Genomic DNA, 26,088 nt, shown 5'->3' with positions numbered 1-26,088 from the left:
TCGTGCGAGTCGGAGTGCCTACGTTAGGTGGCTTCAGTGTCAGGTCGGCACACAGGTCCGCGCAGTAGCCTCGACCCGTGACGCCCGTCGTGCTGGACCTCCCGTTCACCGGCCGGTGGCTGGTGCAGAACAGTCCGGCGCGGCGCGTCCCGAGCCACGGAACGACGCTGATGGGCACCGCGTACGCGATCGACTTCGTCGGGGTCGACGACCACGGTCGTACGGCGCCGGTGCGCGACTGGCGGACGTTCCTCGCGACGGAGCCGCCCGGGCGCTTCTTCGCGTACGGCCGCCCGGTCCACGCGCCGTGCGACGGGACGGTCGTGGCCGTCCACGACGGTGAGCCCGACCACGAGGCGCGGCGCTCGCAGCTCGCCCTCGTTCCGTACGCGCTCGGGCAGGCGTCGCGGGTTCGCCTCGGGCCGGCGGCCATCGCCGGGAACCACGTGACGCTCGCGTACGAGGGGTTCTTCGTGACGCTCGTCCACCTGCGGCGCGGGTCGCTGCGTGTCGCGGTCGGCGACCGCATACGCACCGGTGAGCAGCTCGGTGAGTGCGGCAACTCCGGCAACTCGACGCAGCCGCACGTGCACGTGCAGGTCACCGACGGCGCCGACGTCGCGACGGCGCAGGGCGTGCCTCTCGCGTTCCGCGACTACCGCGAGTGGCCGCGCGGGGGTGCCGGGTCGACCGACCACGCCGAAGGCGTGCCGGCCGAGGGCGCGGTCGTCAGTCCGCTGCCACGCTGACGCGGCTCAGCAGGAAGGGCGTGCCGGCGCGCCGCAGCCCCGGGGCGTCCACGAACGTCATCCCGACGATCGTGCCGTGGGGGGCCTCGCGCAGCTCGTCGCGGACCCACCGCCACGGACGAGGGGCGTCGACGGCGTAGCGCACCACCAGCGCGGGGAGGCCGTCAGCGAGCGACGCGTCGACGTCGGCCGTCATCGGCAGCACCTCGCGCAGCCCGGCGTCGCCGTCCCTGACGAGGTTGACGCCGTGAGCCGTGCCGTCCTGCGTGACGAACCGCTTGCCGTACCAGCGCGGCAGGCCGACCAGACCCAGTCCTCGTGGGGCGATCGTGCGCAGCGGCGCGACGAACGAGGCCTCGAGGTCGCCGACCACCTCCGCGGGCGCGAGCGGACGGTAGCCGGACCAGGAGCGTCGGAGGCTACGGACGGTCGGGCTCATGCGGTCTCCTGAGGGACGGGCGGCTGCGCCGGCACGGCGTCGATCGCCGTACGGGCGCGGGCGGGGTCGGGCGGGTCAGGGAACAGGCTCGCGAAGCGCTCGGCCATGGCCGTGATCGTCAGCGACGGGTTCACGCCGAGGTTCGCCGGGATGACGCTCGCGTCGGCGACGTACAGGCCGGGGTGCCCGTGGACCTCGTGGCGCGCGTCGACCACCCCGGAGCTCGGGTCGGACCCCATCACCGCTCCGCCGAGGATGTGCGCGGTGATCGACAGCCCGCCGACCGACTCGCCGAGCAGGTTGAGAGGGCGGCCTCCGGACGCCTCGGCGTACGCGCGGGTCGCCGCGTTCGCGACCGGCAGGTAGCTCGGCGGGCGTACGCCGTCGGCGACCCGCGAGCGCAGCACCCGGCGCCACGGGCGGACCGGCGAGCGCCGCCACTCCAGTGCGAGCGCGTTGTCGCTGTGCTGCATCGTGGTCAGCACGGTGAGGCGCTGCAGGAAGCCCTTAGCGGTCACGAGGCGGGCGTGTGCGACCGGTCGCCGAGCGATGCCGCCCAGCACCCGCAGCGCACGGCGTCCCGGCCGGTCGTCGTCGACCATCGGCCCGAGCTGGAAGCGCATGTGCCAGCCGCCGACGTACCGGTTCTGCGTGATGTGGGTGTGCGCGTCGGGGTGGAAGTCGGAGCTGATCGTCGGACCGCGAGAGAGGTCCTCGCCGGGCTCCGCCACGACGGCGGTGAGCGCCTCGCTGTTGGTGCGGACGTGGCGGCCCAGGGTCGGCGAGAGGCGGGGCAACGTGCCGAGGTCGCGGCAGCGGAACAGCAGGTCGAGGGTGCCGAGCACACCGGCGGCGAGCACCACACGGCGCGCCCGGAGCACCTGTGTCTCGCCCCTGCGCCAGGGGTGGCGGGTGCGCACCTCGTACCCACCGCCGGGCAACGGCGTCAGCAGGTCCACCTGCTGCTCGGCGCGGACCTCGGCACCGTAGCGCTCGGCGAGGTGGAGGTAGTTGCGGGTGAGCTGGTTCTTCGCACCGTACGGGCAGCCCAGGAGGCACTCGCCGCACAGCCGGCACCCCGTACGTTCGGGCCCCTCGCCGCCGAAGAACGGATCGGGCTCGGTGACGCCCTCGCGACCGAAGTGGATGGCCAGCGGCACCGGCCCGTACGAAGCCTCCGCACCGAGCGCCCGCGCCGCGGACCGCAGGTGGTCGTCCATGGCTCCGCGGTGCGTCGTCACGACGCGACCGAGCATGCGGGACGCACGCTCCAGGTGGGGCGCCAGCTCTGCTCGCCAGTCGACGCCCAGCGCGCGCAGCGAGGGGGCGCGGTAGAACTCCTCCCCCGGCTCGAGGAGCACTCCCGCCCACACGATCGAGCCACCGCCGACACCGCTGCCGCCGATGATGCCGACGTGCCTGAAGATGCGCTGCCAGAAGAAGCCGCGCATGCCGGCGCCCGGCTGCCAGAGGTAGGCCCGGGGGTCGCGGCGGGCGCGCGCGAGGTCCTCGTCGCTGAGCCGCCGGCCCTTCTCCAGCACGACGACGCGGTGCCCGGCTTCGGTCAGGCGCAGCGCACTGACGGCCCCGCCGAACCCGCTCCCTACGACGACGACGTCGGCGTCCCACTGCTCAGCCACCCACGCATGCTAGTGGCCGGTTCAGGACTCGGTGGCCGACTTCGCCCGAAGCACCACACTTGCCATCGCCATCGCCGCCGGCCAGGCGACCATGGTCAGGCAGAAGGCGATCGGCCACGCGATCAGGAACTGCACAGGCCAGTCCTTCAGCCACTCCAGCGTCGGGCCCGCGTGGAGCAGGCTCATGAGGCCGGACATCGAGGCTGCCATCATCAGGGTCATGAAGACCTGCGAGAGCAGGATGAAGCGCTTGTTCACGAAGATTCCTCGTCCGCGACGACGACCACTGGTCCCCAGCGTCGCCACCGCTCGTTGGGGTGGGACGCCACGGGTTCGCATCGCGACTTCATCTCGGCGCGTCGCGCCGAGGGCTGGAATAACCACACCAGCCTGAATCTTTTTGGCCCGCCGACCCTATCGGTCCACCCGCACCGGGGTCGTGAGCACCCTGCCCTCGGCGACGACGCGGACGTCGCCGGTGATCTCGAAGCAACCGGTCAGCGGCAGGTCCTCGCTGGACCTGCCGACCATGACGTCGATCCGCCCCGGCTCCACGATGCGCTGGCCATCACGGCCCGTGAAGGAGGTGCGGTCCACGTGCACGGCGAACGTGACCGTCGCCGAGGACCCCGCGTCGAGACGTACCTTGACGTAGCCGACGAGCTGCTTGAGGGGCCGCGTCACCTGCGCGAGCGGATCGCCGAGGTACAGCTGCACCACCTCCGCACCCGCCCGCTCGCCGACGTTGGTCACCGTCGCCGTCACCTCGAGCGTCCCGTCGGGCGCTACGGTCTCGCTGCTGAGGCGCAGGTCGCTGAGGTCGAACGCGGTGTAGCCGATCCCGTGCCCGAACGGGAACAGCGGCCGAGGGTCGAGGTTGGAGATGCCCTCGGAGTACCACGCGAGCGGCGTCGCGAGGTACGTCCCGGGCTGGCCGCCGTGGTGAGCGGGGACCGCGACCGGGAGCCTGCCCTCGGGGTTGAGCCGCCCGGTCAGGACCCCGGCGAGGGCGCCACCACCTTCCTCGCCAGGCATGAACGCCTGCACGACGGCGGCGCACCGGTCGACGAACGCCCCCAGCGCGTACGGGCGCCCGGACACGACGACGAGCACGGTCGGGGTGCCCGTGGCGAGGACGCGTTCGACGAGCTCCTCCTGGATGCCGGGGAGCCGGAGGTCGACGGCGTCGCAGCCCTCCCCCGACGTCCCCAGACCGAACAGGCCGGCCAGGTCACCGACGGCGACCACGGCGACGTCGCTGGCGGCGGCTGCCTCCACGGCCGCCTCCAGGTCGTGGCGGTCCTCGCCGGTGACCGGGACACCGAGGTGGTGGACGACCTCGCCCGCTACCTCGTCACTCAGGGCGTCGAGCAGCGTGGGCACCTCGATACCGAGGTCCTCCACGTCGGAGTAGCGGGCCAGGACATGGTTCGGGAAGGCGTAGCACCCCATGAACGTGTTGGGGTTGTCCGCGCACGGACCGACCAGCGCGACCCGCGTCTCGCGAGCGAGCGGCAGGACGCCGTCGTTCTGGAGGAGCACGACGCTCTGCTCGGCGACCCGTCGCGCGATGTCGCGGTTGCGCGGGCTGTCGAGGTCGGTGGAGTCCCCGAGCGACGCCGGGTCGTAGTCCGGGTCGAGCATGCCGAGCTCGATCTTCTGGCGCAGCACCCGCCGCGCTGCGCGGTCCACGTACGCCTCGTCGAGCGTTCCGTCGGCGACCGCGGCGGCCAGGCCCGCGTACGCCGTCGTGCTGGGCAGCTCGACGTCGAGCCCGGACCCGAGCGCCATGACCCCGGCGGCGCGGGCGTCCTCCGCGACACGGTGGGTGAGCGCGAGGAACGGCACCGCCCCGTAGTCGGACACGACGGTCCCGGTGAATCCCCACCGGTCACGCAGCACGTCCGTGAGCAGGGCGGCGGTGGCGAGGACCGGGACGCCATCGAGGTCGGCGTAGGAGTTCATCACCGAGCGGGCATGGCCCTCGCGGATCGCCATCTCGAACGGTGGCAGGAACACGTCCTCGAGCTCGCGCCGACCGATCGAGACCGGCGCGTGGTTGCGACCGGCCTTCGAGGCCGAGTAGCCGGCGAAGTGCTTGAGCGTCGCGACGACCCCGGCACTCTCGAGCCCGCGGACGTACGCGGCGCCCAGGCTCCCGACCAGGTACGGGTCCTCCCCGAGCGACTCCTCGACACGGCCCCACCGGTAGTCGCGGACGACGTCGAGCACCGGGGAGAGCCCTTGGTCGATCCCGACCGCCCGCATGTCGCTCCCGATGGCGGCCGCCATCTCCTCGACGAGGCCGGGGTCGAACGTCGCGCCCCACGCGATCGCCGCCGGGTAGACGGTCGCCCCGTACGTGGTGAACCCGGTCAGGCACTCCTCGTGCGCGATCGCGGGGATCGCGAACCGCGAACGCTCGACGATCTGGCGTTGGTAGTCGCGGAGCCGCTTCACGCCTTCGTCGACCGACACCGGCTCGGTGCCGAAGCAGCGGGTGAGATGCCCCAGCCCGTGACGGATGGACTCCTCCCACGTCAGTCCCTCGGTCATCGCGCTCTCCATCGGTGCCACGTCGCCGGCGACCTGCGAGACCGTCGCGGGCTGCGGCCAGAAGCTGGCGAGCTGCCCGACCTTCTCCTCGAGGGTCATCGCAGCGAGGAGCGCCTCGACGCGGTCGGCGACGGACGCGTTCGGATCGTTCCAGAGGTTCATCGAGGTCCTTACTTGGAGAAGCCCGCCGTCAGTCCCGAGACGAGGAACCGACGTCCGATGGCGTAGGCGACGAGGAGCGGGAGCACGGAGAGCACCACGGCCGCGAGGATCGCGGGCACGTTGACGGTGAACGCTCCCTGGAACGTCCAGAGCGAGAGCGGCAGCACCCGCTTGTCGGCGCTCTGGGTGAGGATCAGCGGGAAGAGGAACGCGTTCCACACGTTGAGCGCGTCGTAGATGGCGACGGTGATGATCGCCGGCAGCGTCATCGGTGCCACGAGCCGCCACAGCAGGCTCCACTCCGAGGCGCCGTCGAGCCGCATCGACTCGAACAGCTCGCGCGGGATGTCGCGGACGAAGTTGACGAGGATCAGCACCGAGATCGGGATCGCGAACGCGATCGACGGCAGGATCAGCGCCCACAACGTGTCGTACAGGCCGAGGCGGACGATCAGGTAGTAGACGGGCACGATCGTCGCCTGGATCGGGATGGCGATCCCCAGGAGGAGCACGTCGAACGTGCGCCGCGACGTCGCGGACCGGTTGTGCACGATCACGTACGCCGCCATCAGCGACAGCACCACGGTCACCGCGACCGTCACGACGGTGACGACGAGCGAGTTGACGAGGTACGTCATGAACCCCGCGTCGAGGACCTCGCGGTACGCGGCGAGCGTCGGGTCCGTGGGGACCGAGAACGGGTTGGACGTGAAGTAGTCCTCGCGCGGTCGGATGCTGGTGACGACGATGTAGTAGACCGGCACGAGCGTGACCACGAGCCAGAACGTCCCGAGGAGTCCCCCGAGCACGTTGGGACGACGGGTGCGCGTACGCCTCACAGGCCCTCCATCTGGCTGTCCATGCGGGAGCTGCCGCCGAGCCGGTTGAGCAGCGCCGAGATCGCCAGGCCGACGACGACGAGGATCACGCCGACGACGGCGGCGCCACCCATGTCGTACGAGCGGAAGCCGCGCAGGTACATGTCGAGCGGCAGGACGCGGGTCGCGTTGCCCGGCCCGCCGTTCGTCATGACGAAGATGAGGTCGAAGTACGTCAGCGAGCCGACGATCATCAGCGTCGACGACGTGATGATCGTGTTCTTCAGCTGCGGCAGCGTGATGTGGAAGAACGTGGCGACCCGCCCCGCGCCGTCGAGCGTCGCGGCCTCGTACATCTCGCGCGGGATCTGGCGGGCGGCGCCCTGGTAGAGGAGCGAGTGGAACGGGATGAAGCACCAGGCGATGACGAAGACCAGCGTCGGCAGGCTGAGCGAGGGGTTGCCGAGCCAGTCCTTGCTGAGCCATCCGACGCCGGTCGCGGGACCGATACCGAAGTTGGGGTCCAGGAGCGCCTTGTAGACGATGCCGACCGCTGCCGCCGAGAACAGCAGCGGGACGAAGTACAGCACCGCGTACACGGCGCGGTAGCGCTGGCGCCCCGCCATGAACACGCCCAGCAGGAGGCTGGTGGGGCACTGGACCAGCCAGGAGGCGACCGTGAGGATCACGGACAGCCTGATGGCGTGCTGCGTGACCGGGTCCGAGAGCACCCTCGTCCAGTTCGACGCACCGGTCCACCCGGGGGTTCCCAGACCGTCCCACGTCGTGAACGAGAGGAGGACGACCCCTACCAGAGGCACGATCGCGAAGAACGCGAAGAACGCCATGGCCGGCAGGCTCATCCAGAGGGGTGGGCCGAGGCGTCGTGGGTGCTTCTCGACGGGAGAGGCGACCCTCTGGCGGGGCTCTCGGACCCGGTCAGCAACGCTCATGACGCGTCGTTCATCGCTTTCGCGAACTGCTCGGGCGTCTTCTGGCCGAGGAAGAGCTGGCTGAGGTTCGTCAGCAGCGCCTGTGCCTGGCTCGCCGGCAGCGCCTGGTCCCAGGACAGCTGGAAGTTGGGCGCGTTCTTCACCATGTCGTACGCGAACGTGAGGAACGGCGCCTGCTCGGACTGGGCGATCTTCTCCTCGGCGCCCACGGTGACGGGCACCGTGCCACCGTCGATCAGGCTGTCGACGTACGCGTCGTCGTACATCGCCGTGTTGAGGTAGTCGAAGGCGATGTCCTGCTGCTCCTTGGACGCCTTCGCGGAGATCGACCAGAAGTTCGCCGGGTTGCCGACGATGTTGGCCGGGTCACCCTTGCCGCCCTCGACCGAGGGGAACGTCGCGAAGCCGAGGTCGCCGCTGTCGGCGAACGCGGGGGCGTCGATGAGGAAGTTCGCGTACGTCCACGCGCCCTGCAGCAACATCCCGGACTTGCCGGTGTGCAGGAGCGCAGCGTCGGCGTTGGCGTCGGCGACGACCGAGCCGAACTTGTCGCCGAACGCACCGGCGTCGACGAGCTGGGTGATCATGTCGAGGGCCTTGAGCATCTCGGGGCTCGACCATGCGTCCGGCTCGCCCTTGAGGACGGCGTTGAACGTCTCGGGCCCGCCGACGCGGTCGGCGAGGTACTGGATCCACATGAGCTCGGGCCACTGGCTCTGGCCGGCCAGCGCGATCGGCGTGTCGACGCCGGCACGCTTGAGCTTGCCGACTGCGTCGAGGAGCTCGTCGAAGGTGGCGGGCGCGGTGTCGACGCCGGCGTCGGCCAGGACCTTCTTGTTGGTGAAGAGGACGACCGGCTGGGCGTTGTTGTTGGGGACCGCGTAGAGCTTCCCGTCGACCTTGCCGCTCTCGAGCACCGACGGGACCAGGCGCTCCTGGAGGTCCTTGGTGCGGTCGGTGAGGTCGACGACGTCGCCGTTCTCGACGTAGTCGGCGAGCGAGCCGCCGGCCCAGTTGAAGATGAGGGTGGGAGCGCTGCCGGAGCCGACGGCGGTCCGGATCTTCTCCTTGTACGCGTCGTTGGCGAAGAACTCGGTGGTGATCTTCTGGTCGGAGTTGTCCTTGTTCCACGTCTCGAACGAGCTCCGGAACGTCGCCTCCGGGCCGCCGGTCAGGACCCAGGCGGTCGCGTCCTTCCCGCCGCCGCCTGGCTCGGTGCCTCCGCACGCGCTCAGGGCGAGCGCGGCCGCAGTCACCGCCGCGCCGAGTGCGGCAAGCCTCGTGTTGCCTCTCATGGTCGCTTCCTCTCGGTTCCGAAACGTTTCGGACAGTTTCGGTTTCTCTGACCATAGACTGATGTGATGTAGGACACAAGAGACAGCTAGGGTTGTGATTCCGGCTGGGACTGGCGGCGCGGCACAGCAATCCGATGGACGAAACGTTTCGGGTCCAGTACGGTGTAGGCATGACAGAGACGTCCGTGACCTTGGCAGCGGTGGCAGAACGCGCCGGGGTCTCGAAGTCCACCGCGTCGAAGGCGTTCAACGACCGCGCGGACGTCGCTGCGGAGACGCGGGCCCGGGTCGCCGCCGCGGCCGAGGAGCTCGGCTACGTCCCTGCCGTACGCCCGCAGGCGCCGGGCACCACGCAGGTGTGGGTGGTGTTCGACCGGCTCGCGAACGCGTACTCGGCGACGGTGCTCGACGGGCTTCTCGCCGAGGCGCAGGAGCGCGACGCGATCGTCATCGTCAACGAGTTCGGCAACGTCGAGGACAACCGCTTCGCTCCCGGGTCGCCGGCCTGGATCGGGCAGGCGCAGGCGCGTGGCGCGCAGGCGTTCATCCTCGTCACGAACCCGCTGTCCGACGAGCACGTCGCGGCCTGCCGCCGACGGGCGACGCCGCTCATCGTCGTCGACCCGGTCGCGGCAGCGCCGGAGGGCGTGATGAGCGTCGGCGCCACCAACTGGCTGGGAGGCGTGCAGGCCACCGAGCACCTCTTGTCGCTCGGACACAGGCGGCTCGCCTTCGTCGGCGCCCAGCCCGCGTCGACACCGGCGAACGAGCGGCTGGCCGGGTTCCGCAACGCCCTCGAGACAGCCGGGCTCGATGCGAACGCCGCCGTCGTCACGCCGGGCACGTTCGACTACGACGACGGGCTCGCCTGCACCGAGCTGCTGCGTACGCGTGAACGTCCGACCGCGATCTTCGCAGCGAGCGACGCCGTGGCCCTCGGCGTGCTCGAGGCCGCGCGCCAGGTCGGCCTACGCGTCCCCGAGGACCTGTCGGTGGTCGGGTTCGACGACACCTTCGCCGCGCAGGCCGCCTCCCCCCAGCTGACGACCGTGCGCCAGCCGCTGACCCAGATGGGCCGGATGGCTATGCAGGCTGCGGTCGAGGGCGCCCGCGACGGCGCCCGCCTCTCCCCGCCGGTACAGCTCGCGACCACCCTCGTCGTACGAGGCTCGACCGCGCCGCCACCGGGCTGACCTGGGCTGCCGCGTCTCGAGCTCACAGCCGAGGGTCGACGGGCTCCGACTCCATCGCAAGGGCGCCGAAGACGCACTGGTGGATCCGCCAGACCGGATCGCCCGCCGCGGCTCGACGGACGGCCTCCAGCCCCAGGGCGTACTCCCGCAGTGCCATCGAGCGCTTGTGGCCCAGATTTCGTTGCTTGAGGCGGGCCAACGTCGACGGCTCGGTGTAGTCGGCGCCGTAGATGATCCGGAGGTACTCCCGTCCTCGAACCTTCAACCCGGGTTGGACGAGGCCTTTGGGTCCCCGCACCAGGTTGGCCAATGGTTTGACGACCATGCCCTCTCCGCCACCGGCGGTCAGCTCCTCCCACCATGCCACCGCGGAAGCACGAGCAGCGTCATCGCCTGTGTCGACGACCGTTCGTCGGGTGGGGCGAAACAGCTCAGGATCGGCGCCGACCAGCCGGTCAGCGACGTCGAGGTGCCACTGGTGGTCGCGGGTCTCGAACGTCGTCCTGTCGGTGGCGAGCAGCTGGAACGGCGCGACCTGCACGCCGAGGCTGTTGTCGATCGGCTGGACGTAGTTTCGGTAGGAGGCGACGAAACGCTGGGCGTTGGTCGACCGCGTCCGGGTCCGGTCGAGCAGGGCGCTGACGTCAGCGCCTCGCGCGGCCGCCGTCTCGAGGACCTCGATCGTGGCCGGCAAGGCGCTCGTCGCGGCGGCTCCGACCCTGGCGTACTGGTCGCGGACCATCACCTCCGCCTTCGCCGTCCACGGCAAGATCTCGGCGTCCAGCAACAACCACGTCGCGTCGAGCTCGGCCCACAGACCGGCAGCGGTCGCTGCGGTGGCGATGCGCGACAGCACCGCCTCCTGCTCGGGCGGGTCGAAGAACGCGCGTCCGGTGCGAGAGTGGACCAGCCCGGTGCCGTCAGCGTGCACGCGCACCACGGCGCGAGAGCCCATGTGCTTCTCCTGGCAGACCACGCGGTCGACGGAGTGGTTGGCGTAGTAGCTGAACGCCTCGTCCGGGTGCTCGAGCAGCCCCTCTCGCGACGAGCTGTCGACCGGCGACATCGTCGGTGGCAGGTAGAGCAGGTCGGCGGGCGCGACGGCGAACCTGCTCATCACCTCGAGGGCGCCGGCGGCGTACTCCTCGCGCAACGACACCCGACCCATGTGCTCGGTCTCGATGACCCTGTGCCCGAGGACGTCGTCGAGCCTCAGCACCTCCGGGTCACGCTCGGGCGGCGCCAACGGCCGGACCGGCTCGTAGTAGGTCTCGCGGGCCGGCACCGAGACGACCTCCCGCTCGGGGTAGCGCAGAGCGGTCAGGTTGCCACCGAACACGCAACCGGTGTCGAGGCACATCGTGTTGTTGACCCACTCGGCCGCAGGAACCGGCGTATGTCCGTACACGACCGTGGCCGCTCCGCGATACTCCTCCGCCCACGGGTACCGGACGGGAAGCCCGAACTCGTCGGTCTCGCCGCTGGTGTCTCCGTAGAGCGCGAACGCGCGAACGCGGCCCGATGCCCGACCGTGGTACTTCTCCTTCAGCCCCGCGTGGGCGACGACAAGACTGCCGCCGTCCAAGACGTAGTGAGCGACGAGGCTGTCGCAGAACTCCCGTGCCCGGATGACGAACTCCTCGTCCTCGCGAGCCAGCTGGTCGAGCGTCTCCTGCAAGCCGTGGGTTGCCTTGACGTCCTTGCGGCCGAGCGCGCGCACCAGCTTGGCCTCGTGGTTGCCCGCGACGCACAGAGCGTTCGCGCTCGCGACCATCCCCATCACCAGACGAAGCACGCCGGGCGAGTCCGGTCCGCGGTCGACCAGGTCGCCCACGAAGACGACTTTCCTTCCGTCGGGGTGCGCAGCGTCGACGGCCCTGCCCTCCTCGTCGAAGGCGACGACGTAACCCAGCTCGTCGAGCAGGAGCAGCAGCTCTCCGCTGCACCCGTGGACGTCACCGATCAGGTCGAACGGGCCGCGCTCGTCACGGCGGTCGTTGAACAGTCGGGTGCGCACCACAGACGCCTCCGCGACCGCCTCCTCGGAGTCCAGCACGTGGATCGTGCGGAATCCCTCCCGCCTGAGTCCGCGCATCGAGCGGCGGAGCTGGTCGTGCTGCCGCTTGATGACGCGAGCACCGAAATCGCGGTCCGGCCGAGAGGCGTTGCGCTCCACGGCGAGCCCGGGCGGCAGGTCGAGAACGATCGCCACAGGGAGCACATCGTGCTCCTTGGCCACCTCGAGCAGCGAGCGGCGAGCCTTGGACTGCACGTTCGTGGCGTCGACGACTGTCAACCGTCCCCTCGCCAGGCGTTTGCCGACGATGTACTCCAGCAGGTCGAAGGCATCGCGGCTCGCGTCTTGGTCGTTCGCGTCGTCCGAGACCATCGCCCGGCAGTCGTCGCTCGAGACCACCTCGGTGCGTCCGAAGTGCGTCGCGGCGAAGGTCGACTTGCCCGATCCGCTCGTTCCCACCAGGAGGACCAGCGACAGCTCGGGGATGGTCAGCTGGCTCATGAGACCTCTCCCGAGCTCGCGTGGTGGCTGAACACGGCCATCTGCGTCGGGGACCCGACCTCGGGGTCGACGTCTCCGACGGGTCGGAGCTGCAGGTCGTAGCCGTGAGACTCCGCGACCGCTGTCGCCCAGCTCGCGAGCTCGTCGCGCGTCCACTCGAACCGATGGTCAGGGTGCCGCAGCCCTCCGTCGTACAACGTCGGATAGCGGACGTTGTACTCGGTGTTAGGGGTCGTGACCACGACGTGACGTGGCCGCATCGAACCGAAGACGTTTCCTACGACCGCCGGCAGCCGCGTCGGGTCGATGTGCTCGACCACTTCCATCAAGATCGCGAGATCGATCCCTGCCAGTCGGTCGTCCTCGTACTGCAACGACGAGAGCATCAAGGACAACCGCTCGGACTGCCGCTCGGTCATCCGGTCGACGTGCAACCGCGTGGCCGCCCTCGCCAGCGCGCTGTCGGAGACGTCGGTGCCGATCACGCGCACCACCCCCTGCAGCTCGAGCAGCGACGCCAGCAGCGCACCGGGCCCGCAGCCCAGGTCGGCTACGGTCGACGGGCGAAGCTGACGTGCGATGTCCAGCACCGCGTCGTGCCGCTGGCGGACGAGCGGACGTGCGCCTGCGGCCTCCTGGTCCTCCAGCGCCTCCTCGACCGGCCGGTCGTCCAGCTCGATCAGGCGAAGGGTCGCAGCATCTTTCAACCTGCGCTGATGAGCGAGGTAGCGGTGCGTCACCAGGTCCCTGTCAGGGTGCTTCTCCAGCCAACCCGACCCCGCCCGCACCAGCTTGTCGACCTCGTCGTCACCGACCCAGTAGTGCTTGCCGTCGTCGAGCACCGGCAGCAGCACGTACAGGTGGTTCAGCGCATCGGCCAGGCGGACCGAGCCTGCGAGCGTCAGCGACACCAAAGGGGCGTCGCCCCACTCCGGCACCGTCGGGTCCAGAGGGAGGGGAGCTGCCGTCACGTCCCACCCCATCGGGGCGAACAACCGTCGTACGAGGTCGGGAGCGCCGGGCACCACAGGCAGAGTGATCGTCAGATCGAGCGCTGACTCGGTCAGCTGCTCGTGACCGTTGCCGTGGCCGTTGAGAGCCGACCGGAACACCTTGGCCATCGCCACCGCCAGCAACGACGACGCCACGTACGGGCGGTCGTTGATGTACTGGCCCAACGTGAACCCGTCCCGAGCGCCGGACCTCCCTCGGACCAGCGCCACGGGATCGACCTCGAGCACCATCGCCGCCGTGCAGCGGTCGCTGCTCACCTCGGGATAGAAGACGTGTGCCGTGCCTCCGTAGACAGCGAACGACTGGACCCGGTCGGGATGCTTGTGCAGCAGGTAACCGAGATCCGCAGGTGTCTCGAGAACCGCCGAACGACCGGCCGAGATTGTCAGCAGCACCGGCACAGTCTGCACCACGGGGACCGCCGCTCGCGCCCGATTTCCTCAGGCCGAACCTCGCCGGCGGAGCAGTGCGGCGGCGACCAGGACGACCGCGGTCGCCAGGAGGACGACGAAGGAATGATCGTACGATCGATCCCTCGTCCCCACCGGACGAGGACGCACGCCGCGGCGACCACGAACAGCGTGACGAGGAGCGGTCCCGAGAAGACCGTGGCGACGAGCACGACCGAGACCGCGAGCGTCACGAGGTTGAACGCGGTGCCGAGCCATCCGCCGTCCTGGAGGAACATCGAGGCCGCCAGCCGCCCGCAGGACCATCCAGCCGCTGAGAAAGACGACTCAGTAGACGAGACCCATCTCGGCGAGAATCTCACGCGCCAACGGGGCCCGCGGAGCTGCCGAGATCCGATGCGGACAAAGCGTGCGGTCCGGCAGGATCGGCCCCATGACCGGACAGCTGCGCGCCTGGGCCGTCACCCGCCCTGCCGACGTCATCGACGTGTTCGTCTACGTGGTGGTGCTCAACCTCGCCATCGAGTACCTCCCGGAGGTGATCAGCGAGACGTTCACCCTCTCGCTGCTGACCGCTGTCCTGCTGAAGGTCACCCTCGAGCTCGTGCTCCTGCTCAAGGGCGCCGTGATGGCGCGGCTGCGGGGGGCGAACACACGACTGGCGAAGACGACCTCCGCCCTCATGCTCTGGGTGGTCGCCGCGGGGAGCAAGCTCGTCGTGCTCTGGCTGATCGACGTCGCCTTCGGCGGCGCGGTCAGCCTCGGCGGCTTCCTCCCCGTGACGCTCCTCGTCGTGGCGCTGCTGGCGTCGCGGGCGGCCGTCAGACGTCTCCTGTACGGCGCGAGCGCCTCACGCTTATGCCACCTCAGACGTTGAAGCGGAACGACCACGCGGGGTTTCGACTGCTGTTGGTCATCGGCGGCAGAAGCCGGAAAACACGGTTTGACCTGCGGAAACGCGTTGGCGGAACCGTTGGACGTCGTTGGCGATCGTCGGTCTCGGCAGGACTTCTTGCGGACTGTTTGCGGACCGCTGGACGGGAAGGCTAGTCCGAGCCCCGACCTAGACCTTCGATCTTCGCGCACCTTGCGTAAAGATCGCGGATGCTCTGCCAGACAACTGCTCGGGGCGCGTCGATCTTGAGTGCGCGGATGTAGTCGTCGAGACGGTGCGGGCGATCTCGGAGGTAGGTGACTGCGTTGTTGAGGCTCTCGCCGACCGTCTTGCCGTACGCATCGACTGCCTTGCGCGCGCCAGCCTTCAGGGCGACCCTGTCGGGTTTCATCATGGCCAGGTCGATGAGGTCGCGGCTGAACGTCGACGTGTCTGCGCAGCGGTCGTCATTGGCAAGCAGCTTGGTTGCGACCTGGTCGGTTCGCGTCAGGATCCGTAACCCGCAGATCTCATCGTCCGGGGAGGGTGTGTCGAGGTCGATGCGTCCTTCGTGGATGATCTCGAACTTGATCGCCATCCCCGCAACGAGCACCGAGGTCCTGATGCCGTAACCGTCAACAGAGGGTGTTCGACCTAACTCCAGTTCGCGTGTGGCCAGGACGTCGAGCCCGCGGTCCCTGACCATCTGGCGCAGCGCTCGGTAGGACTGCGGGTCGGAGACCAGGAAGTCGATGTCGACCGATTCGCGGAACTCACCGTTGGCGAGGACGATCGCGGTGCCGCCTCCGAACCAGCAGTTGTGCTCGGCCAGGAGCGGTCCGTCGAGGATCGACAGCACCTCGGCCACCTGCTGGTGGTGCAGCCGCCTAAACAAGGAGCCGCCCGTTGCTGTAGGTGTCCGCCAGGTGCTGGATGAACGCCTTCTCGTGATCGGTGAGGGCTTCCTGGTTGAGGTGTCGCCAACCGCGTTCGTAGAGGTTGAGCGCCTCCGTCTCGGTGATGGTGGTGCCGGCGTCGGTCTGCCATGCCAGCGTGCGGAGGCCGGGGTAGTCGCCGACCGTGATCGTCGCCGGTTCTGCTGCTGGGGCGTCGAGGATCGGGATGACGAGGTGAAGTCCGAGTGTGGCGGCAACGTTGACGTAGGCGCCGATCGTGACCGAGGGGTTGCCGGCCTCGATCCTGTGCAGGGTGACACGCGAAACGCCAGCAGCTTCGGCACAGGCGACTACCGTGACACCGAGGGCCTTTCGGCGTTCACGCAGCCGGGCGCCCAGGCGTTCGAGGTCCGCCTGTTGCTCGGGACTCGTGTACGGGCTAGGGGCTGGCATGTTTCTCATTTTAGTCATTCAGGACCTTGAGTCAATAATGAGAAACATTTTGAAGGATCTCTCGGTCAAACGGCTAGACCGCGTGAAGCCAGCCGTGCGTCCAGTTCGTCCAAGAGACACTCTCTGGGCTCGAGCGCGCTAACCCCAGAAGATCGGGTCACCGCTGCTGTCGATGTATTCCAGGAGCGCCTGGACGCTCTTCGTCGGGCGCTTGCGCTTGTACTCGTGGAACTTCAGGTTTCGGTCGCGCCAGTAGATCGCCCATTGGCCTGTCGACTTCGTGTACCTAAGCCGCGCGATCGGGAACCGGGTGTGCTCACCGACACCGTCCCACGGCGGCCGCACCTCGACGATGTCGACGTGTCGGTCGGAGACGTCGGCCTCGACCTTGACCTGGTCCCACAGGTGCTCGGGCACGCGCTCGCGCGCCCAGAGGCGGATGCGGTGCAGATCAGTCTCGGGAAGCGCCATCGCACCCTTCCAGTCAGTTCGGGGACAAGCACCGGCAACCACGGAGCGGATCGGAGAGAGTCGGTGCACTCCGACCCGCGTCGTCGATCCGCCTGCCGACGCCGAGACACGACGATAACCTCAGTAGCACCATGAACCTCGGGGACGACGCCAACCGCCTTGCCGCGGAGGCGCGAGCCCGCGTCTTGATCGACCGACAGCTCACCAACGCAGGCTGGTCGGTGCAGGACAGCAGGTCGCTCAACCTGTTCGCGGCCCAGGGCGTCGCGCGAAGCGAGGCGACGATGGCGGCCGGGCACGGTCGAGCCGACTACCTGCTCTACGTCGACCAGAGGGTCGTCGGGGTGATCGAGGCCAAGCCGGAGGGCACTCCCCTGTCGGGTGTCGAGTGGCAGTCAGCGATGTACGCCGACGGTCTCCCGGCCGACGTCAGGCTCGCAGCACTGACTAAGGACGGCCGGCTCCCCTTCGTCTTCGAGGCCAGCGGCACCGAGACCCACTTCACCAACGGCTTCGATCCCGACCCGCGGGCCCGGCGGATCTTCAACTTCCCCAAGGCGGCGACACTCGCGAAGACCCTGCGCAGCAAGGACGAGGAACACCCGACCTGGCGGGGCAAGGTCACCGCGATGCCTCCGCTGGACACCACTCCGCTACGGCCGGCGCAGATCGAGGCGATCAACGGCGTCGAGCAGAGCCTGCGCGAGCAGCGCTACGACCGGAGCCTGGTGCAGATGGCGACGGGCGCCGGCAAGACCTACGCGGCCGTGACGCTGTCATACCGGCTGCTGAAGTTCGGCGGGTTCGACCGGATCTTGTTCCTCGTCGACCGCAACAACCTGGCCAAGCAGACGATGGCGGAGTTCGAGAACTACCGCACCCCTGACGACGGCCGCCGCTTCACCGAGCTCTACAACGTGAACCGGCTCAACCGCGGCCCTATGCCGGAGTCGACGGCCCTCGCGATCTCCACTATCCAGCGCGTCTTCAAGGCGCTGCGCAACGAGGAGGTCGGTGAGAGCGACGACCCCGAGCTGGACGGCTGGGTGCCAGACACCCCGGTCACCGTCGGCTACAACTCCGACATCCCACCGGAGACGTTCGACCTCATCGTTGTCGACGAGGCCCATCGTTCGATCTACGGCCAGTGGCGCGGCGTCCTGGAGTACTTCGACGCCCACGTCGTCGGCCTCACCGCCACCCCCGGCAAGCAGACCTTCGGGTTCTTCAAGCAGAATCTGGTCTCGGAGTACACCTACCCGCAGTCGGTGGCCGACAACGTCAACGTCGACTTCGACATCTACCGGATCAAGACCCAGATCAGCGACCAGGGCTCGACGATCGAGGCCGGGACGGTCGTCCCCAAGGTCGACCGACGAACCCGCGCCCAGCGCTACGAGGCCCTCGACGAGGACCTCGAGTACACCAGCGGCCAGCTCGACCGCGCAGTGACCGCGACCGACCAGATCCGCACCGTGCTGGAGACCTTCCGGGACAAGCTCTTCACCGAGATCTTCCCGGGCCGGTCAACCGTGCCGAAAACCCTCATCTTCGCCAAGGACGACGCCCACGCCGAAGAGATCGTCACCCAAGTACGTGAGGTGTTCGGCAAGGGCAACGACTTCGCCGCAAAGATCACCTACACCGCCCGCAACGCCGACCAGCAGCTCGCTGCCTTCCGCACCAGCCCGGCGCTCCGGATCGCGGTCACCGTCGACAGGGGCTGATGCACGGCTAGGTGACATCTGATCTGTGGTGCCGAGAGGTGCCGCTGGAAGGATGTACACCGTGCCGAAGCCGTACCCCAAGGAGTTCCGCGACGACGTTGTTCGGGTCGCGAGGAACCGTGAGCCGGGCGTCCATCTCAAGCAGATCGCTGCCGACTTCGGCATCAGTGAGTCCTGTCTGGCGAACTGGATGAAGTCCGCCGACGTCGAGGACGGCGTCAAGCCCGGTGCGACCGCGGCGGAGAATGCCGAGAACCGTGAGTTGCGCAAGCGCGTGCGTCTGCTCGAGCAGGAGAACGAGGTCCTGCGCCGGGCCGCTGCCTATCTGTCGCAGGCCAACCTGCCGGGAAAATGATGTACCCGCTCGTCCGAGAGCTGGCTGACGACGGGATCCCCGTCGCGGTGACGTGCCGGGTGCTGAAGATCGCCCGCCAGCCCTACTACCGCTGGCTCGAGTGTCCGGTGACGGAGTCCGAGCTGGTCGAGGCCTACCGCGCCAACGCGCTGTTCGACGCGCATCGCGAGGACCCCGAGTTCGGGTACCGGCTCCTGGCCGACGAGGCCGCCTTCGAGCACGGTCAACAGATGGCGGACCGTACTGCGTGGCGGATCTGTCGCGACAACGAGTGGTGGTGCGTGTTCGGCAAGCCCAGACGCGGTGCGGGCAAGCGCCCCGGGCCGGCGGTGCACGACGACCTCGTCGAACGGGTATTCCGGGCCGATCGCCCGAACCGGTTGTGGCTGACCGACATCTCAGAGCACTGGACCCGGGAAGGCAAGCTCTACATCTGCGCGGTCAAGGACGTGTACTCCAACCGGATCGTGGGCTACTCCATCGACTCACGAATGAAGTCCCGGCTGGCGGTCGCCGCGGTCAACAACGCCGTCGCGATGCGCCGCGCGGCCGGTGATGACGTGGCCGGATGCGTGGTCCACAGCGACAGAGGATCGCAATTCGTCTCCAGGAAACTGCGCCGTGCCCTGGCCGCCCACGATCTGGTCGGATCGATGGGTCGAGTCGCCTCAGCCGGGGACAACGCAGCGATGGAAAGCTTCTTCAGCCTGCTGCAACGCAACGTGCTCGACCGGCAGCCCTGGGCCACCCGCGAGGACCTCCGGATCGCGATGGTGACCTGGATCGAACGGACCTACCACCGCCGCCGACGGCAAGCCCGGCTGGGCCGACTGACGCCCGTTGAGTTCGAGACCATCATGACCACGCCAGCCACTCAGGCTGCCTAACCAAACCTGTCACCTACGCGTGCATCAGCCCCGGCCCGTTGATGGCAAGTTCATGTGCCTGAACGCAGGCGACCTGGAGGTGCCGTACATCGCGCCAGCGAGGGGCATCAGTCCAAGAGACAGTGCGCTCGTCCTAATCCTCAATGGAGTGCGCGTTCCGCACCGCCAGCGAGCCAAAGTGGCTGTAGTCCGACAGTTGCCGATACACGAGCTCCAGTTGCCCAGCGTCTTCCCTGACGGCATGAAACATTGCTTGAAAACTCTTCTTCGCTGGTCGATTGTCACCAGGACCACTCAGCAGGTAATCGACGTAGGTAGGGTTCCTAAGCACATAGAGACCGATCGTCACCGCTTCGACCCATGCGCGGATCAGCGGTAAGACCGCGTGCGGGTTGTCGCGGGCGATCTCGCGGACGACAGCCTCGTGTAGCCCACGCATCCGCGAGACGAACGATCCGAACAGCATGAATCCGGTCGTGAGCGCGGTCTGGCCGACCATGTGCTTCTTGGCCACGGCGGTATAGCCCTCGGGGCACCCGTGCGCCGCACGAGCTATCGCCTGCGCCCGATCATCCGTGCCCGACAGGTCGAGGAGGATGTGTTCCGACTCCGACGACATGCGCACAGCGTCCCACGGCCAGGCACCTGACCGGCCGGTCGGATCTGCCGGAATGCGGCGACCGAGTCCGGCTCCGGCTCCGGCAATCGTCAGAAGCAGGGGGCTCCCGTTCGGACCCGTGATTCTCCGTGCGTCATGCCGGCAAAGGGGCACGTCGCAGAGCGTGCCAGCTGGTGGCACCCAGTCCGGCGAGTGCCCACCGAAAGGGCCCGATCGAGCCCATCCTGCTGAAATTTTTGCGGACTCTGTGCGGACTGATAGGGCCTACACCCCCTCTGACCTGCGCAAACGCGTCGATTCAGACGTTGAAGCGGAACTCCACGACGTCGCCGTCGGCCATCACGTAGTCCTTGCCCTCCATGCGGACCTTGCCCGCCGCCTTCGCCGCGCTCATCGAGCCCGCGGCGACGAGGTCGTCGAACGAGACGATCTCGGCCTTGATGAAGCCACGCTGGAAGTCGGTGTGGATCACGCCGGCGGCCTCGGGCGCGGTCGCGCCCTTCTTGATCGTCCAGGCGCGGGCCTCCTTCGGCCCGGCGGTGAGGTACGTCTGCAGCCCGAGGGTCTCGAACCCGACCCGCGCGAGCACGTCGAGGCCCGGCTCGTCGATGCCCATCTCGGCGAGCATCTCGCGCGCCTCGTCGTCGTCGCCGAGCTCGACCAGCTCGGCCTCGAACTTCGCGTCGAGGAACACGGCCTCGGCGGGCGCCACGATGTCGCGCATGCGCTGCTTGAGCTCCTCGTCGGCAAGCTCGTCGGCGTCACAGTTGAAGACGAACAGCTGCGGCTTGGCCGAGAGGAGGTGCAGGTCGCGCAGCGGCGCCGGGTCGAGTCCGGCGGCGAACACGCCCGTACCGGCCTCGAGGTGGGTCCGCGCCTCCTTGACGGCCTCGACGACCGGTACGAGCTCCTTGTCCTTCTTCGCGTCCTTCTCCAGGCGCGGCAGCGCGTTCTCGATCGTCTGGAGGTCGGCGAGGATCAGCTCGGTGCGGATCGTCTCGATGTCGTCGCTGGGCGAGACCTTGCCGTCGACGTGGGTGACGTCGGGGTCGCGGAAGACGCGCGTGACCTGGCAGATCGCGTCCGACTCGCGGATGTGGCTGAGGAACTTGTTGCCCAGGCCCTCACCCTCCGACGCGCCGCGGACGATGCCGGCGATGTCGACGAACTGCACGGTCGCGGGGATGATCTTCTCCGAGCCGAAGATCTTCGCCAGCTCGCCGAGCCGCGGGTCGGGGACGCCGACCACACCGACGTTGGGCTCGATCGTCGCGAACGGGTAGTTCGCCGCGAGGACGTCGTTCTTGGTCAGGGCGTTGAAGAGGGTCGACTTGCCCGCGTTGGGGAGTCCGACGATGCCGATGCTGAGTGCCACGAGGAACTAGCGTACGGGGCGCTTCCGCCCGGCTCCCGTCCAGTGGTCGCGGGTGGTCCGGAAGAGGTGGCTGTCACCGTCGTACCAGGGGTCGTCGCGGATCCCCAGGTCCTCGAGACCGAGACGCGTGGCGACCGCCGCGGAGCCGTGGTTGTCCGGGTACATCCCGCACCACACCTCGCCGAGCAGCGGCCGCGCCGGCGTCGAGCCGTCGAAGTGCGCGTACGCCGCGTCGAGCAGTGCCTTCGCGCCCTCCGTCGCGTAGCCGCGGCCGGTCGCGTCCGGGTGGAGATGCCAGCCGACCTGCAGGTCGAGCGGGTCGCTGTTGGGGCACGGCGTGATCATCACCGTGCCCGCGACGGCACCGGTGTCGCGCACCTCGACGGCGAGCCCGACGCACCGGAGGTCGGTCTCCGGCAGCGCGTTGAGTTCGTCGATCCAGGTCCGTGCCTCCTCCAGCGACGCCATCGGCGTGAACGGCGGGTCGCCGAGCCAACGGATCACGTCGAGCCGACCGTGGATGTCGAGCACGCGGGCGGCGTCGTCGTACGCGTACGGGCGCAGGACGAGCCGCTCGGTCTCGATCGGCAGCGGCAGCGTGGTGCGTGTCGACAAGTCGCTCACCCCTCGTTCGTACCACCTGCCGCCGACGCTTCGCCGACGAGGGCGTCGCCGAGCTCGGAGCGCAGGTAGAGCACCGACCGTCCGTGCCGGGCGCTGGTCAGCAGGCCGGCGTCGCGCATGGCCCGCAGGTGCTGGTTGACCGCGGGCGGGGTGACGCCGAGGCGTCCGGCCAGCTCGGTCGACGACGCCGGCGCTGCGAGCGCCACCAGCAGCCCGGCCCGGGTGGCGCCCAGGAGGTCGGCGAGGACCTTCGGCGACCGCCTCGGCTCGGCCTCCCACAGCGTTGCGGCACCGCGCGCGCCGTACATGATCATCGGCGGCTCGTCCTCGGCGATCGGCACGCTCGCACCACGGCGGGTGAACAGCGTCGGCACCAGGGTCAGTCCTCGGCCCCGCGTCTGGCGACGGCTCCGCAGCGGGGTGTTGAGCCGGATCCGTACGACGTCGCCCTCCATCGAGATGCGTTCGCCGAGGCCGCCGAACATCGCCGCGACGCCTTCGTTCGCCATCACCTGGCCGCGGTGGACGATGTCGGCCTGGAGCACCGTCCGCATGCGGGGCCACCAGGGGGCGAAGCAGGTCTCCCAGTACGCCGTCAGCGCGCGCAGCATCCGCGCGCGGACCTCGTCGGCGGGTCCGCGCAGCGCGGGCGGCATCCGTGCGGGGTGGAGGGCGCGCAGGTCGTCGCGCATGCGGCCGTCCGGGACCTTCGCCACGAGCCGGAGCTCGTCCTCGATCCGGGTCAGCGGGCCGGCAGGGCGGGGCGTGAGGAAGTCCGGCGTCGACAGGTCGTCGTTGCTCAGCGCACGGAGCATGGCCACGTCCAGGCGGGTGCGCGCATCCTGCGTCTCGCGCAGCCACGGCAGGTGCACGGGATAGCGCCCCGGCTCGCGGAAGGTCCGCAGCGACAGCGTCAGCTCGTTGATCGGGGACAGCGCGAACCGGACCTCGGCAAGGTCCCACCCGCTCAGCTCGTACTCGATCAGGCCGCGCATCATAAAGCCATACGCTATATCTGTTTGGTTTCGTCGGGCAATCAGCGAGAACTGTCCTCGTGATCGAGACCTTCCTCCCCCACGACCGCGTCGCGCGTTCGCTGACGCTCAGCACGATGGCCTTCGCCCTGTCCAGCGGCGTCTTCTACACGGTCAGCGCGCTGTACTTCACGCGCGTGATCGGCCTGGACGCGACGACGGTCGGGCTCGGTCTGGGGATCGCCGGCGGCGTCGGCGTGCTCGCGTCGTACGGAGCGGGCTGGCTCTCCGACCGCGTCGGCGCGCACCGCGTCCAGCCGTGGGCCGTCGGCGTGAACGGGCTGGCCATGCTCGCCTACACGCTCGCGGGGAACGCCCTCGTGTTCACGCTGGTCGCCTGCGTCGCGGTCGCGATGCGCTCGGCGACCGGGACGTCGAAGCAGGCCATGCTCGCCCGCTGGTACACCGGCCCCGAGCGGGTCGCCGTCCGTGCCCGGATGCGGGTGGTGACCAACGTGTTCATCGGGCTGGGGACGGTCGTCGCCGCGGCCGCGCTGCTCGTCGACACCGCCGCGGCGTACCAGGCCGCGATGCTCTCGGTCGGTGTCCTGCTGCTGGTCGCGACGGTCCCCCTCGTACGGCTCCCGCGCGCGGTGCCCGCGCTCGCCGACGCGATGGTCGAGACGCCGGTCGAGGAGGTGTCGCAGCGCGACGCACCGGTCGAGCGTGGCCCGTCGCCGTGGCACGACCGTACGTACGTCGCGAGCGTGGTCTGCAACGGCGTGGTCGCGCTGCACTTCGGCCTGCAGACGGTGGGCGTCCCGCTCTGGATCGCCACGACCGAGGCGCCGACGGCGATGGTGTCGGTGCTGCTGGTGCTCAACACCGTCGTCGTCGCGGGGCTGCAGGTCCGTGCGTCGCGGGGCACGCACGACGTACGCCGGGCGGGCGTCGCCGTACGGCGCGGGTCGTGGCTGCTGGCCGGGGCCTGCGTGGCGTACGCGCTGGCCGGGTACGGCGATGTCGTCACCGCGTGCCTTCTCCTCGTCCTGGCCGCGGTCGTGCACGCTCTCGGCGAGATCCTCGGCGAGGCGGGCGGCTGGGGCATGGCGTTCGAGCTTGCCGACCCCCGTCGCGCAGGGGCGTACCAGGGCCTCACCCAGACCGGGTACGCCGTCGCAGCGATGCTGTCGCCCGTGCTCGTCACGGCGACCGCGATCCAGCACGGCACGGTCGGGTGGGTCGTGCTCGGCGCGTTGTTCGCCACGGCCGGGACAGCGGCGGCGTGGGTGGCGCGACGGGCCGCCGCGCGGCGTACGGGCGCCTCCGACGAACTGTCAGTGAGCGCTGGCACCCTGACCGCATGATCTTGCTCCTCGTCGCGCTGCTCGCCCTGGCCGCCGGACTCGCCTGCGGAGTCCTCCTCGGCAGCGGCCTGCTGCGCCGTCGCGAGGCGACCGCCACCGACCACGCCCAGCTCTCGGCGCACGTCGCCGAGCGCGCGGTGGGTCCGGTCAAGGAGAGCCTCGACCGGTTCGACAGCCGGCTGCGCGAGATCGAGGAGGGGCGCGTGTCGTGGCAGAGCCAGCTGCGCGAGCAGGTCGAGCAGGTCCGGACGACGAGCGAGTCGCTGCGTCGCGAGACGGCCTCGCTCGCCACGGCGCTGCGCAAGCCGCAGGTGCGCGGGCGCTGGGGCGAGATGCACCTGCAGCGAGCGGCCGAGCTCGCGGGCATGGTCGACCGCGTCGACTTCGACCTGCAGGCGACCGTGCGCGACGGAGGCGCCGCACTGCGTCCCGACATGGTGGTGCACCTCGCCGGTGACAAGCAGGTCGTCGTCGATTCCAAGGTCCCCCTGGACGCGTTCCTCGACGCGACCGAGGCCGAGGACGAAGAGGAGTCCGCCGCGCACCTGCGGCGGCACGCGCGCCAGCTTCGGACGCACGTCGACGGCCTCTCCGCCAAGGCGTACTGGCGCCAGTTCACCACCACGCCGGAGTTCGTGGTGCTGTTCGTGCCGGGTGAGGCCTTCCTGTCGGCGGCGCTCGAGGTCGACCCGTCCGTGCTCGAGGACGCCGCCGCGAAGCGCGTCGTGCTCGCGACGCCGACGACCCTGATCGCGCTGCTCCGGACGGTTGGCTACGCGTGGACGCAGGCCCAGCTCGCCGACCAGGCGCGGGAGGTCCACACGCTGGCGCGCGAGCTGTATGAGCGCCTCGGCACGCTCAGCAAGCACTTCGGCAAGGTCGGCCGCAGCCTGGACGCCGCCGTCGGCGCGTACAACGGGGCGGTCGGGTCGCTCGAGACGCGTGTGCTCGTCACCGCCCGCCGCATGTCCGAGCTGCACGCGCCGGACGCCGATCTCGCCGCACCCCCGCCGGTCGAGACCCGCGCCCGGACGCTCCAGGCGCCCGAGCTGGTCTCCGATCCCCTCGTCGACGCCCTGGTGTCGGACGAGATCGCCCGCGCCGACGGGCCCGGCGATCCACACTCGGCGCGCCGTACGGGGTGATCGGGCTGCACGGCCCTAGCGTGGAGCCGTGCAGGAGTGGGCCAGGCTCTCACGCGGGCCGCGCCGGCCGAAGCCACGCCACCGCAAGGCGTGGACGGCCCGTGCCGCCCAGTACGACTTGACCGCGCGAGGGATCGCTCTCGTCGCGGTCGTCCTGGCGTCCTCCACGGCATGGCTCGAGATCGCCGCCACCGGCCGGCTCGGGTGGTTCTTCGACACGATGTTCGTCCTCGTGTCGACCACGAACGCGCTCGCAGCCTCCCGCGAAGCCCTGTACGCGCCGATGGTCGTGCCTCCGCTCACCCTCCTGGCCGTGCTGCTCGTCGTCGCCGCGGTCGAGCCGTCTGCGATCGACGAGCCCGGGACCCCGCCGGACGCGTCGGTGGTCCAGATGGTCGTCGTCGCGCTCGCGCACCACGCGATCGCGCTCGTCGTCGCCTTCGGTCTCACGCTCAGCGCCGTGATGTGGCGCAGGAGCGCGCCACGGCGGGGGGGGGGGGGGGGGGGGGGGGGGGGGGGGGGGGGGGGGGGGGGGGCGCGCCCCGCCCCCCCCCCCCCCCCGCGCGCGGCCCCC

General features: G+C 69.6%; 25 protein-coding genes. 8 read left to right on the top strand and 17 right to left on the bottom strand.

The window, feature by feature from the left end:
- Positions 1 to 77 precede the first annotated feature (77 nt).
- Entirely contained in the window at positions 78 to 749 is a 672-nt protein-coding gene (locus tag NYZ95_RS14920; RefSeq protein ID WP_262852116.1) for a M23 family metallopeptidase, read from the top strand.
- Here the strand turns inward: NYZ95_RS14920 and NYZ95_RS14915 are convergent.
- The 7 genes from NYZ95_RS14915 to NYZ95_RS14885 form a co-directional block, all read right to left on the bottom strand.
- The gene (locus NYZ95_RS14915) at positions 730 to 1,188 is read right to left on the bottom strand and encodes a hypothetical protein (protein ID WP_262852115.1); all 459 of its coding nucleotides are present in this window, start codon (positions 1,186 to 1,188) and stop codon (positions 730 to 732) included. The two genes, NYZ95_RS14920 and NYZ95_RS14915, sit on opposite strands and share 20 nt — an antisense overlap.
- Positions 1,185 to 2,828: an FAD-dependent oxidoreductase gene (locus NYZ95_RS20475; protein WP_262852114.1), complete on the bottom strand. Its 1,644-nt coding sequence runs from the start codon at positions 2,826 to 2,828 to the stop codon at positions 1,185 to 1,187. Before NYZ95_RS20475 ends, NYZ95_RS14915 begins: the two co-directional genes overlap by 4 nt.
- Positions 2,829 to 2,849: 21 nt before the next feature.
- Complete coding sequence (locus NYZ95_RS14905; RefSeq protein ID WP_262852113.1) at positions 2,850 to 3,086, bottom strand: DUF2798 domain-containing protein; 237 nt, start codon at positions 3,084 to 3,086, stop codon at positions 2,850 to 2,852.
- A gap of 156 nt (positions 3,087 to 3,242) precedes the next feature.
- Entirely contained in the window at positions 3,243 to 5,546 is a 2,304-nt protein-coding gene (locus NYZ95_RS14900) for a beta-glucosidase family protein (RefSeq protein ID WP_262852112.1), read from the bottom strand.
- An 8-nt stretch (positions 5,547 to 5,554) separates the two neighbouring features.
- Complete coding sequence (locus NYZ95_RS14895) at positions 5,555 to 6,385, bottom strand: carbohydrate ABC transporter permease (protein WP_262852111.1); 831 nt, start codon at positions 6,383 to 6,385, stop codon at positions 5,555 to 5,557.
- Complete coding sequence (locus NYZ95_RS14890) at positions 6,382 to 7,317, bottom strand: carbohydrate ABC transporter permease (RefSeq protein ID WP_262852110.1); 936 nt, start codon at positions 7,315 to 7,317, stop codon at positions 6,382 to 6,384. The genes NYZ95_RS14895 and NYZ95_RS14890 overlap by 4 nt, the downstream gene beginning before the upstream one ends.
- A complete protein-coding gene (locus NYZ95_RS14885) occupies positions 7,314 to 8,612 on the bottom strand; it encodes an extracellular solute-binding protein (protein WP_262852109.1) in 1,299 nt (432 codons plus the stop codon). The genes NYZ95_RS14890 and NYZ95_RS14885 overlap by 4 nt, the downstream gene beginning before the upstream one ends.
- A gap of 170 nt (positions 8,613 to 8,782) precedes the next feature.
- On the opposite strand from NYZ95_RS14885, the gene NYZ95_RS14880 reads away from it, so the two are divergent.
- Entirely contained in the window at positions 8,783 to 9,805 is a 1,023-nt protein-coding gene (locus NYZ95_RS14880; RefSeq protein ID WP_262852108.1) for a LacI family DNA-binding transcriptional regulator, read from the top strand.
- A 22-nt stretch (positions 9,806 to 9,827) separates the two neighbouring features.
- On the opposite strand, the gene NYZ95_RS14875 is transcribed toward NYZ95_RS14880, so the two are convergent.
- The 3 genes from NYZ95_RS14875 to NYZ95_RS14865 are packed head-to-tail and all read right to left on the bottom strand — an operon-like array spanning position 9,828 to position 14,025.
- Positions 9,828 to 12,323, bottom strand: coding sequence for a polynucleotide kinase-phosphatase (locus NYZ95_RS14875; RefSeq protein ID WP_262852107.1), 2,496 nt, complete (start codon positions 12,321 to 12,323; stop codon positions 9,828 to 9,830).
- Positions 12,320 to 13,732, bottom strand: coding sequence for a 3' terminal RNA ribose 2'-O-methyltransferase Hen1 (locus NYZ95_RS14870; RefSeq protein WP_262852106.1), 1,413 nt, complete (start codon positions 13,730 to 13,732; stop codon positions 12,320 to 12,322). The genes NYZ95_RS14875 and NYZ95_RS14870 overlap by 4 nt, the downstream gene beginning before the upstream one ends.
- Positions 13,723 to 14,025 (bottom strand): hypothetical protein, encoded by a 303-nt coding sequence (locus NYZ95_RS14865; RefSeq protein WP_262852105.1) that lies wholly within the window; start codon positions 14,023 to 14,025, stop codon positions 13,723 to 13,725. Before NYZ95_RS14865 ends, NYZ95_RS14870 begins: the two co-directional genes overlap by 10 nt.
- A gap of 155 nt (positions 14,026 to 14,180) precedes the next feature.
- Here NYZ95_RS14865 and NYZ95_RS14860 point away from each other — a divergent pair, with 155 nt between their 5' ends.
- On the top strand, positions 14,181 to 14,624 hold the full coding sequence (locus tag NYZ95_RS14860) for a hypothetical protein (protein ID WP_262852104.1): 444 nt from the start codon (positions 14,181 to 14,183) through the stop codon (positions 14,622 to 14,624).
- A 169-nt stretch (positions 14,625 to 14,793) separates the two neighbouring features.
- Here NYZ95_RS14860 and NYZ95_RS14855 read toward each other — a convergent pair whose 3' ends face one another.
- From NYZ95_RS14855 to NYZ95_RS14845, 3 genes are all read right to left on the bottom strand, one after another.
- Positions 14,794 to 15,489 (bottom strand): nucleotidyl transferase AbiEii/AbiGii toxin family protein, encoded by a 696-nt coding sequence (locus tag NYZ95_RS14855; RefSeq protein WP_262852103.1) that lies wholly within the window; start codon positions 15,487 to 15,489, stop codon positions 14,794 to 14,796.
- 19 nt (positions 15,490 to 15,508) lie between these two features.
- Positions 15,509 to 15,970, bottom strand: coding sequence for a helix-turn-helix domain-containing protein (locus tag NYZ95_RS14850; protein WP_262852102.1), 462 nt, complete (start codon positions 15,968 to 15,970; stop codon positions 15,509 to 15,511).
- Positions 15,971 to 16,108: 138 nt separating this feature from the next.
- Positions 16,109 to 16,441 (bottom strand): DUF3024 domain-containing protein, encoded by a 333-nt coding sequence (locus NYZ95_RS14845; RefSeq protein ID WP_262852101.1) that lies wholly within the window; start codon positions 16,439 to 16,441, stop codon positions 16,109 to 16,111.
- Between the two features lie 131 nt (positions 16,442 to 16,572).
- Between NYZ95_RS14845 and NYZ95_RS14840 the strand changes: the two genes are divergently transcribed.
- Both NYZ95_RS14840 and NYZ95_RS14835 read left to right on the top strand, forming a co-directional pair.
- On the top strand, positions 16,573 to 18,168 hold the full coding sequence (locus NYZ95_RS14840) for a DEAD/DEAH box helicase family protein (RefSeq protein ID WP_262852100.1): 1,596 nt from the start codon (positions 16,573 to 16,575) through the stop codon (positions 18,166 to 18,168).
- 61 nt (positions 18,169 to 18,229) lie between these two features.
- Positions 18,230 to 19,410, top strand: a protein-coding gene (locus NYZ95_RS14835; protein WP_262852439.1) for an IS3 family transposase whose coding sequence is annotated in 2 segments (ribosomal slippage) — positions 18,230 to 18,514 and positions 18,517 to 19,410 — 1,179 coding nt in all. Because the reading frame shifts where the segments join, the coding sequence is not laid out codon by codon here.
- A gap of 133 nt (positions 19,411 to 19,543) precedes the next feature.
- Here the strand turns inward: NYZ95_RS14835 and NYZ95_RS14830 are convergent.
- From NYZ95_RS14830 to NYZ95_RS14815, 4 genes are all read right to left on the bottom strand, one after another.
- A complete protein-coding gene (locus tag NYZ95_RS14830) occupies positions 19,544 to 20,029 on the bottom strand; it encodes a hypothetical protein (RefSeq protein WP_262852099.1) in 486 nt (161 codons plus the stop codon).
- A gap of 298 nt (positions 20,030 to 20,327) precedes the next feature.
- Positions 20,328 to 21,404 (bottom strand): redox-regulated ATPase YchF, encoded by a 1,077-nt coding sequence (gene ychF / locus NYZ95_RS14825; protein ID WP_262852098.1) that lies wholly within the window; start codon positions 21,402 to 21,404, stop codon positions 20,328 to 20,330.
- Positions 21,405 to 21,410: 6 nt separating this feature from the next.
- Positions 21,411 to 22,028 carry a GNAT family N-acetyltransferase gene (locus tag NYZ95_RS14820; RefSeq protein WP_262852097.1) on the bottom strand — a complete coding sequence of 206 codons (618 nt, stop codon included), beginning with the start codon at positions 22,026 to 22,028 and terminating at the stop codon, positions 21,411 to 21,413.
- Positions 22,025 to 23,023: an ArsR/SmtB family transcription factor gene (locus NYZ95_RS14815; RefSeq protein WP_262852096.1), complete on the bottom strand. Its 999-nt coding sequence runs from the start codon at positions 23,021 to 23,023 to the stop codon at positions 22,025 to 22,027. Before NYZ95_RS14815 ends, NYZ95_RS14820 begins: the two co-directional genes overlap by 4 nt.
- A gap of 59 nt (positions 23,024 to 23,082) precedes the next feature.
- On the opposite strand from NYZ95_RS14815, the gene NYZ95_RS14810 reads away from it, so the two are divergent.
- The 3 genes from NYZ95_RS14810 to NYZ95_RS20585 form a co-directional block, all read left to right on the top strand.
- On the top strand, positions 23,083 to 24,369 hold the full coding sequence (locus NYZ95_RS14810; RefSeq protein WP_262852095.1) for an MFS transporter: 1,287 nt from the start codon (positions 23,083 to 23,085) through the stop codon (positions 24,367 to 24,369).
- Positions 24,366 to 25,514 (top strand): DNA recombination protein RmuC, encoded by a 1,149-nt coding sequence (locus NYZ95_RS14805; RefSeq protein WP_262852094.1) that lies wholly within the window; start codon positions 24,366 to 24,368, stop codon positions 25,512 to 25,514. The genes NYZ95_RS14810 and NYZ95_RS14805 overlap by 4 nt, the downstream gene beginning before the upstream one ends.
- 28 nt (positions 25,515 to 25,542) lie before the next feature.
- The coding region (locus NYZ95_RS20585) for a DUF6542 domain-containing protein (RefSeq protein WP_372500503.1) at positions 25,543 to 26,088 on the top strand (546 nt) is incomplete at its 3' end.

The organism is Mumia quercus, from assembly GCF_025506335.1.
GTDB lineage: Bacteria > Actinomycetota > Actinomycetes > Propionibacteriales > Nocardioidaceae > Mumia > Mumia quercus.
The sequence above is the reverse complement of the archived record's forward strand: the minus strand, read 5'-3'. Positions and strand labels throughout refer to the sequence as shown.

Excerpts from the sequence above, each read along its gene's own strand:
- NYZ95_RS14830 (WP_262852099.1), bottom strand. The coding sequence starts at position 20,029 with ATGTCGTCGGAGTCGGAACACATCCTCCTCGACCTGTCGGGCACGGAT.
- NYZ95_RS14885 (WP_262852109.1), bottom strand. The coding sequence starts at position 8,612 with ATGAGAGGCAACACGAGGCTTGCCGCACTCGGCGCGGCGGTGACTGCG.
- NYZ95_RS14900 (WP_262852112.1), bottom strand. The coding sequence starts at position 5,546 with ATGAACCTCTGGAACGATCCGAACGCGTCCGTCGCCGACCGCGTCGAG.
- NYZ95_RS14845 (WP_262852101.1), bottom strand. The coding sequence starts at position 16,441 with ATGGCGCTTCCCGAGACTGATCTGCACCGCATCCGCCTCTGGGCGCGC.
- NYZ95_RS14850 (WP_262852102.1), bottom strand. The coding sequence starts at position 15,970 with ATGCCAGCCCCTAGCCCGTACACGAGTCCCGAGCAACAGGCGGACCTC.
- NYZ95_RS14880 (WP_262852108.1), top strand. The coding sequence starts at position 8,783 with ATGACAGAGACGTCCGTGACCTTGGCAGCGGTGGCAGAACGCGCCGGG.
- NYZ95_RS14915 (WP_262852115.1), bottom strand. The coding sequence starts at position 1,188 with ATGAGCCCGACCGTCCGTAGCCTCCGACGCTCCTGGTCCGGCTACCGT.
- NYZ95_RS14875 (WP_262852107.1), bottom strand. The coding sequence starts at position 12,323 with ATGAGCCAGCTGACCATCCCCGAGCTGTCGCTGGTCCTCCTGGTGGGA.
- NYZ95_RS14840 (WP_262852100.1), top strand. The coding sequence starts at position 16,573 with ATGAACCTCGGGGACGACGCCAACCGCCTTGCCGCGGAGGCGCGAGCC.
- NYZ95_RS14865 (WP_262852105.1), bottom strand. The coding sequence starts at position 14,025 with ATGTTCCTCCAGGACGGCGGATGGCTCGGCACCGCGTTCAACCTCGTG.
- NYZ95_RS14805 (WP_262852094.1), top strand. The coding sequence starts at position 24,366 with ATGATCTTGCTCCTCGTCGCGCTGCTCGCCCTGGCCGCCGGACTCGCC.
- NYZ95_RS14860 (WP_262852104.1), top strand. The coding sequence starts at position 14,181 with ATGACCGGACAGCTGCGCGCCTGGGCCGTCACCCGCCCTGCCGACGTC.
- NYZ95_RS14890 (WP_262852110.1), bottom strand. The coding sequence starts at position 7,317 with ATGAGCGTTGCTGACCGGGTCCGAGAGCCCCGCCAGAGGGTCGCCTCT.
- NYZ95_RS14815 (WP_262852096.1), bottom strand. The coding sequence starts at position 23,023 with ATGCGCGGCCTGATCGAGTACGAGCTGAGCGGGTGGGACCTTGCCGAG.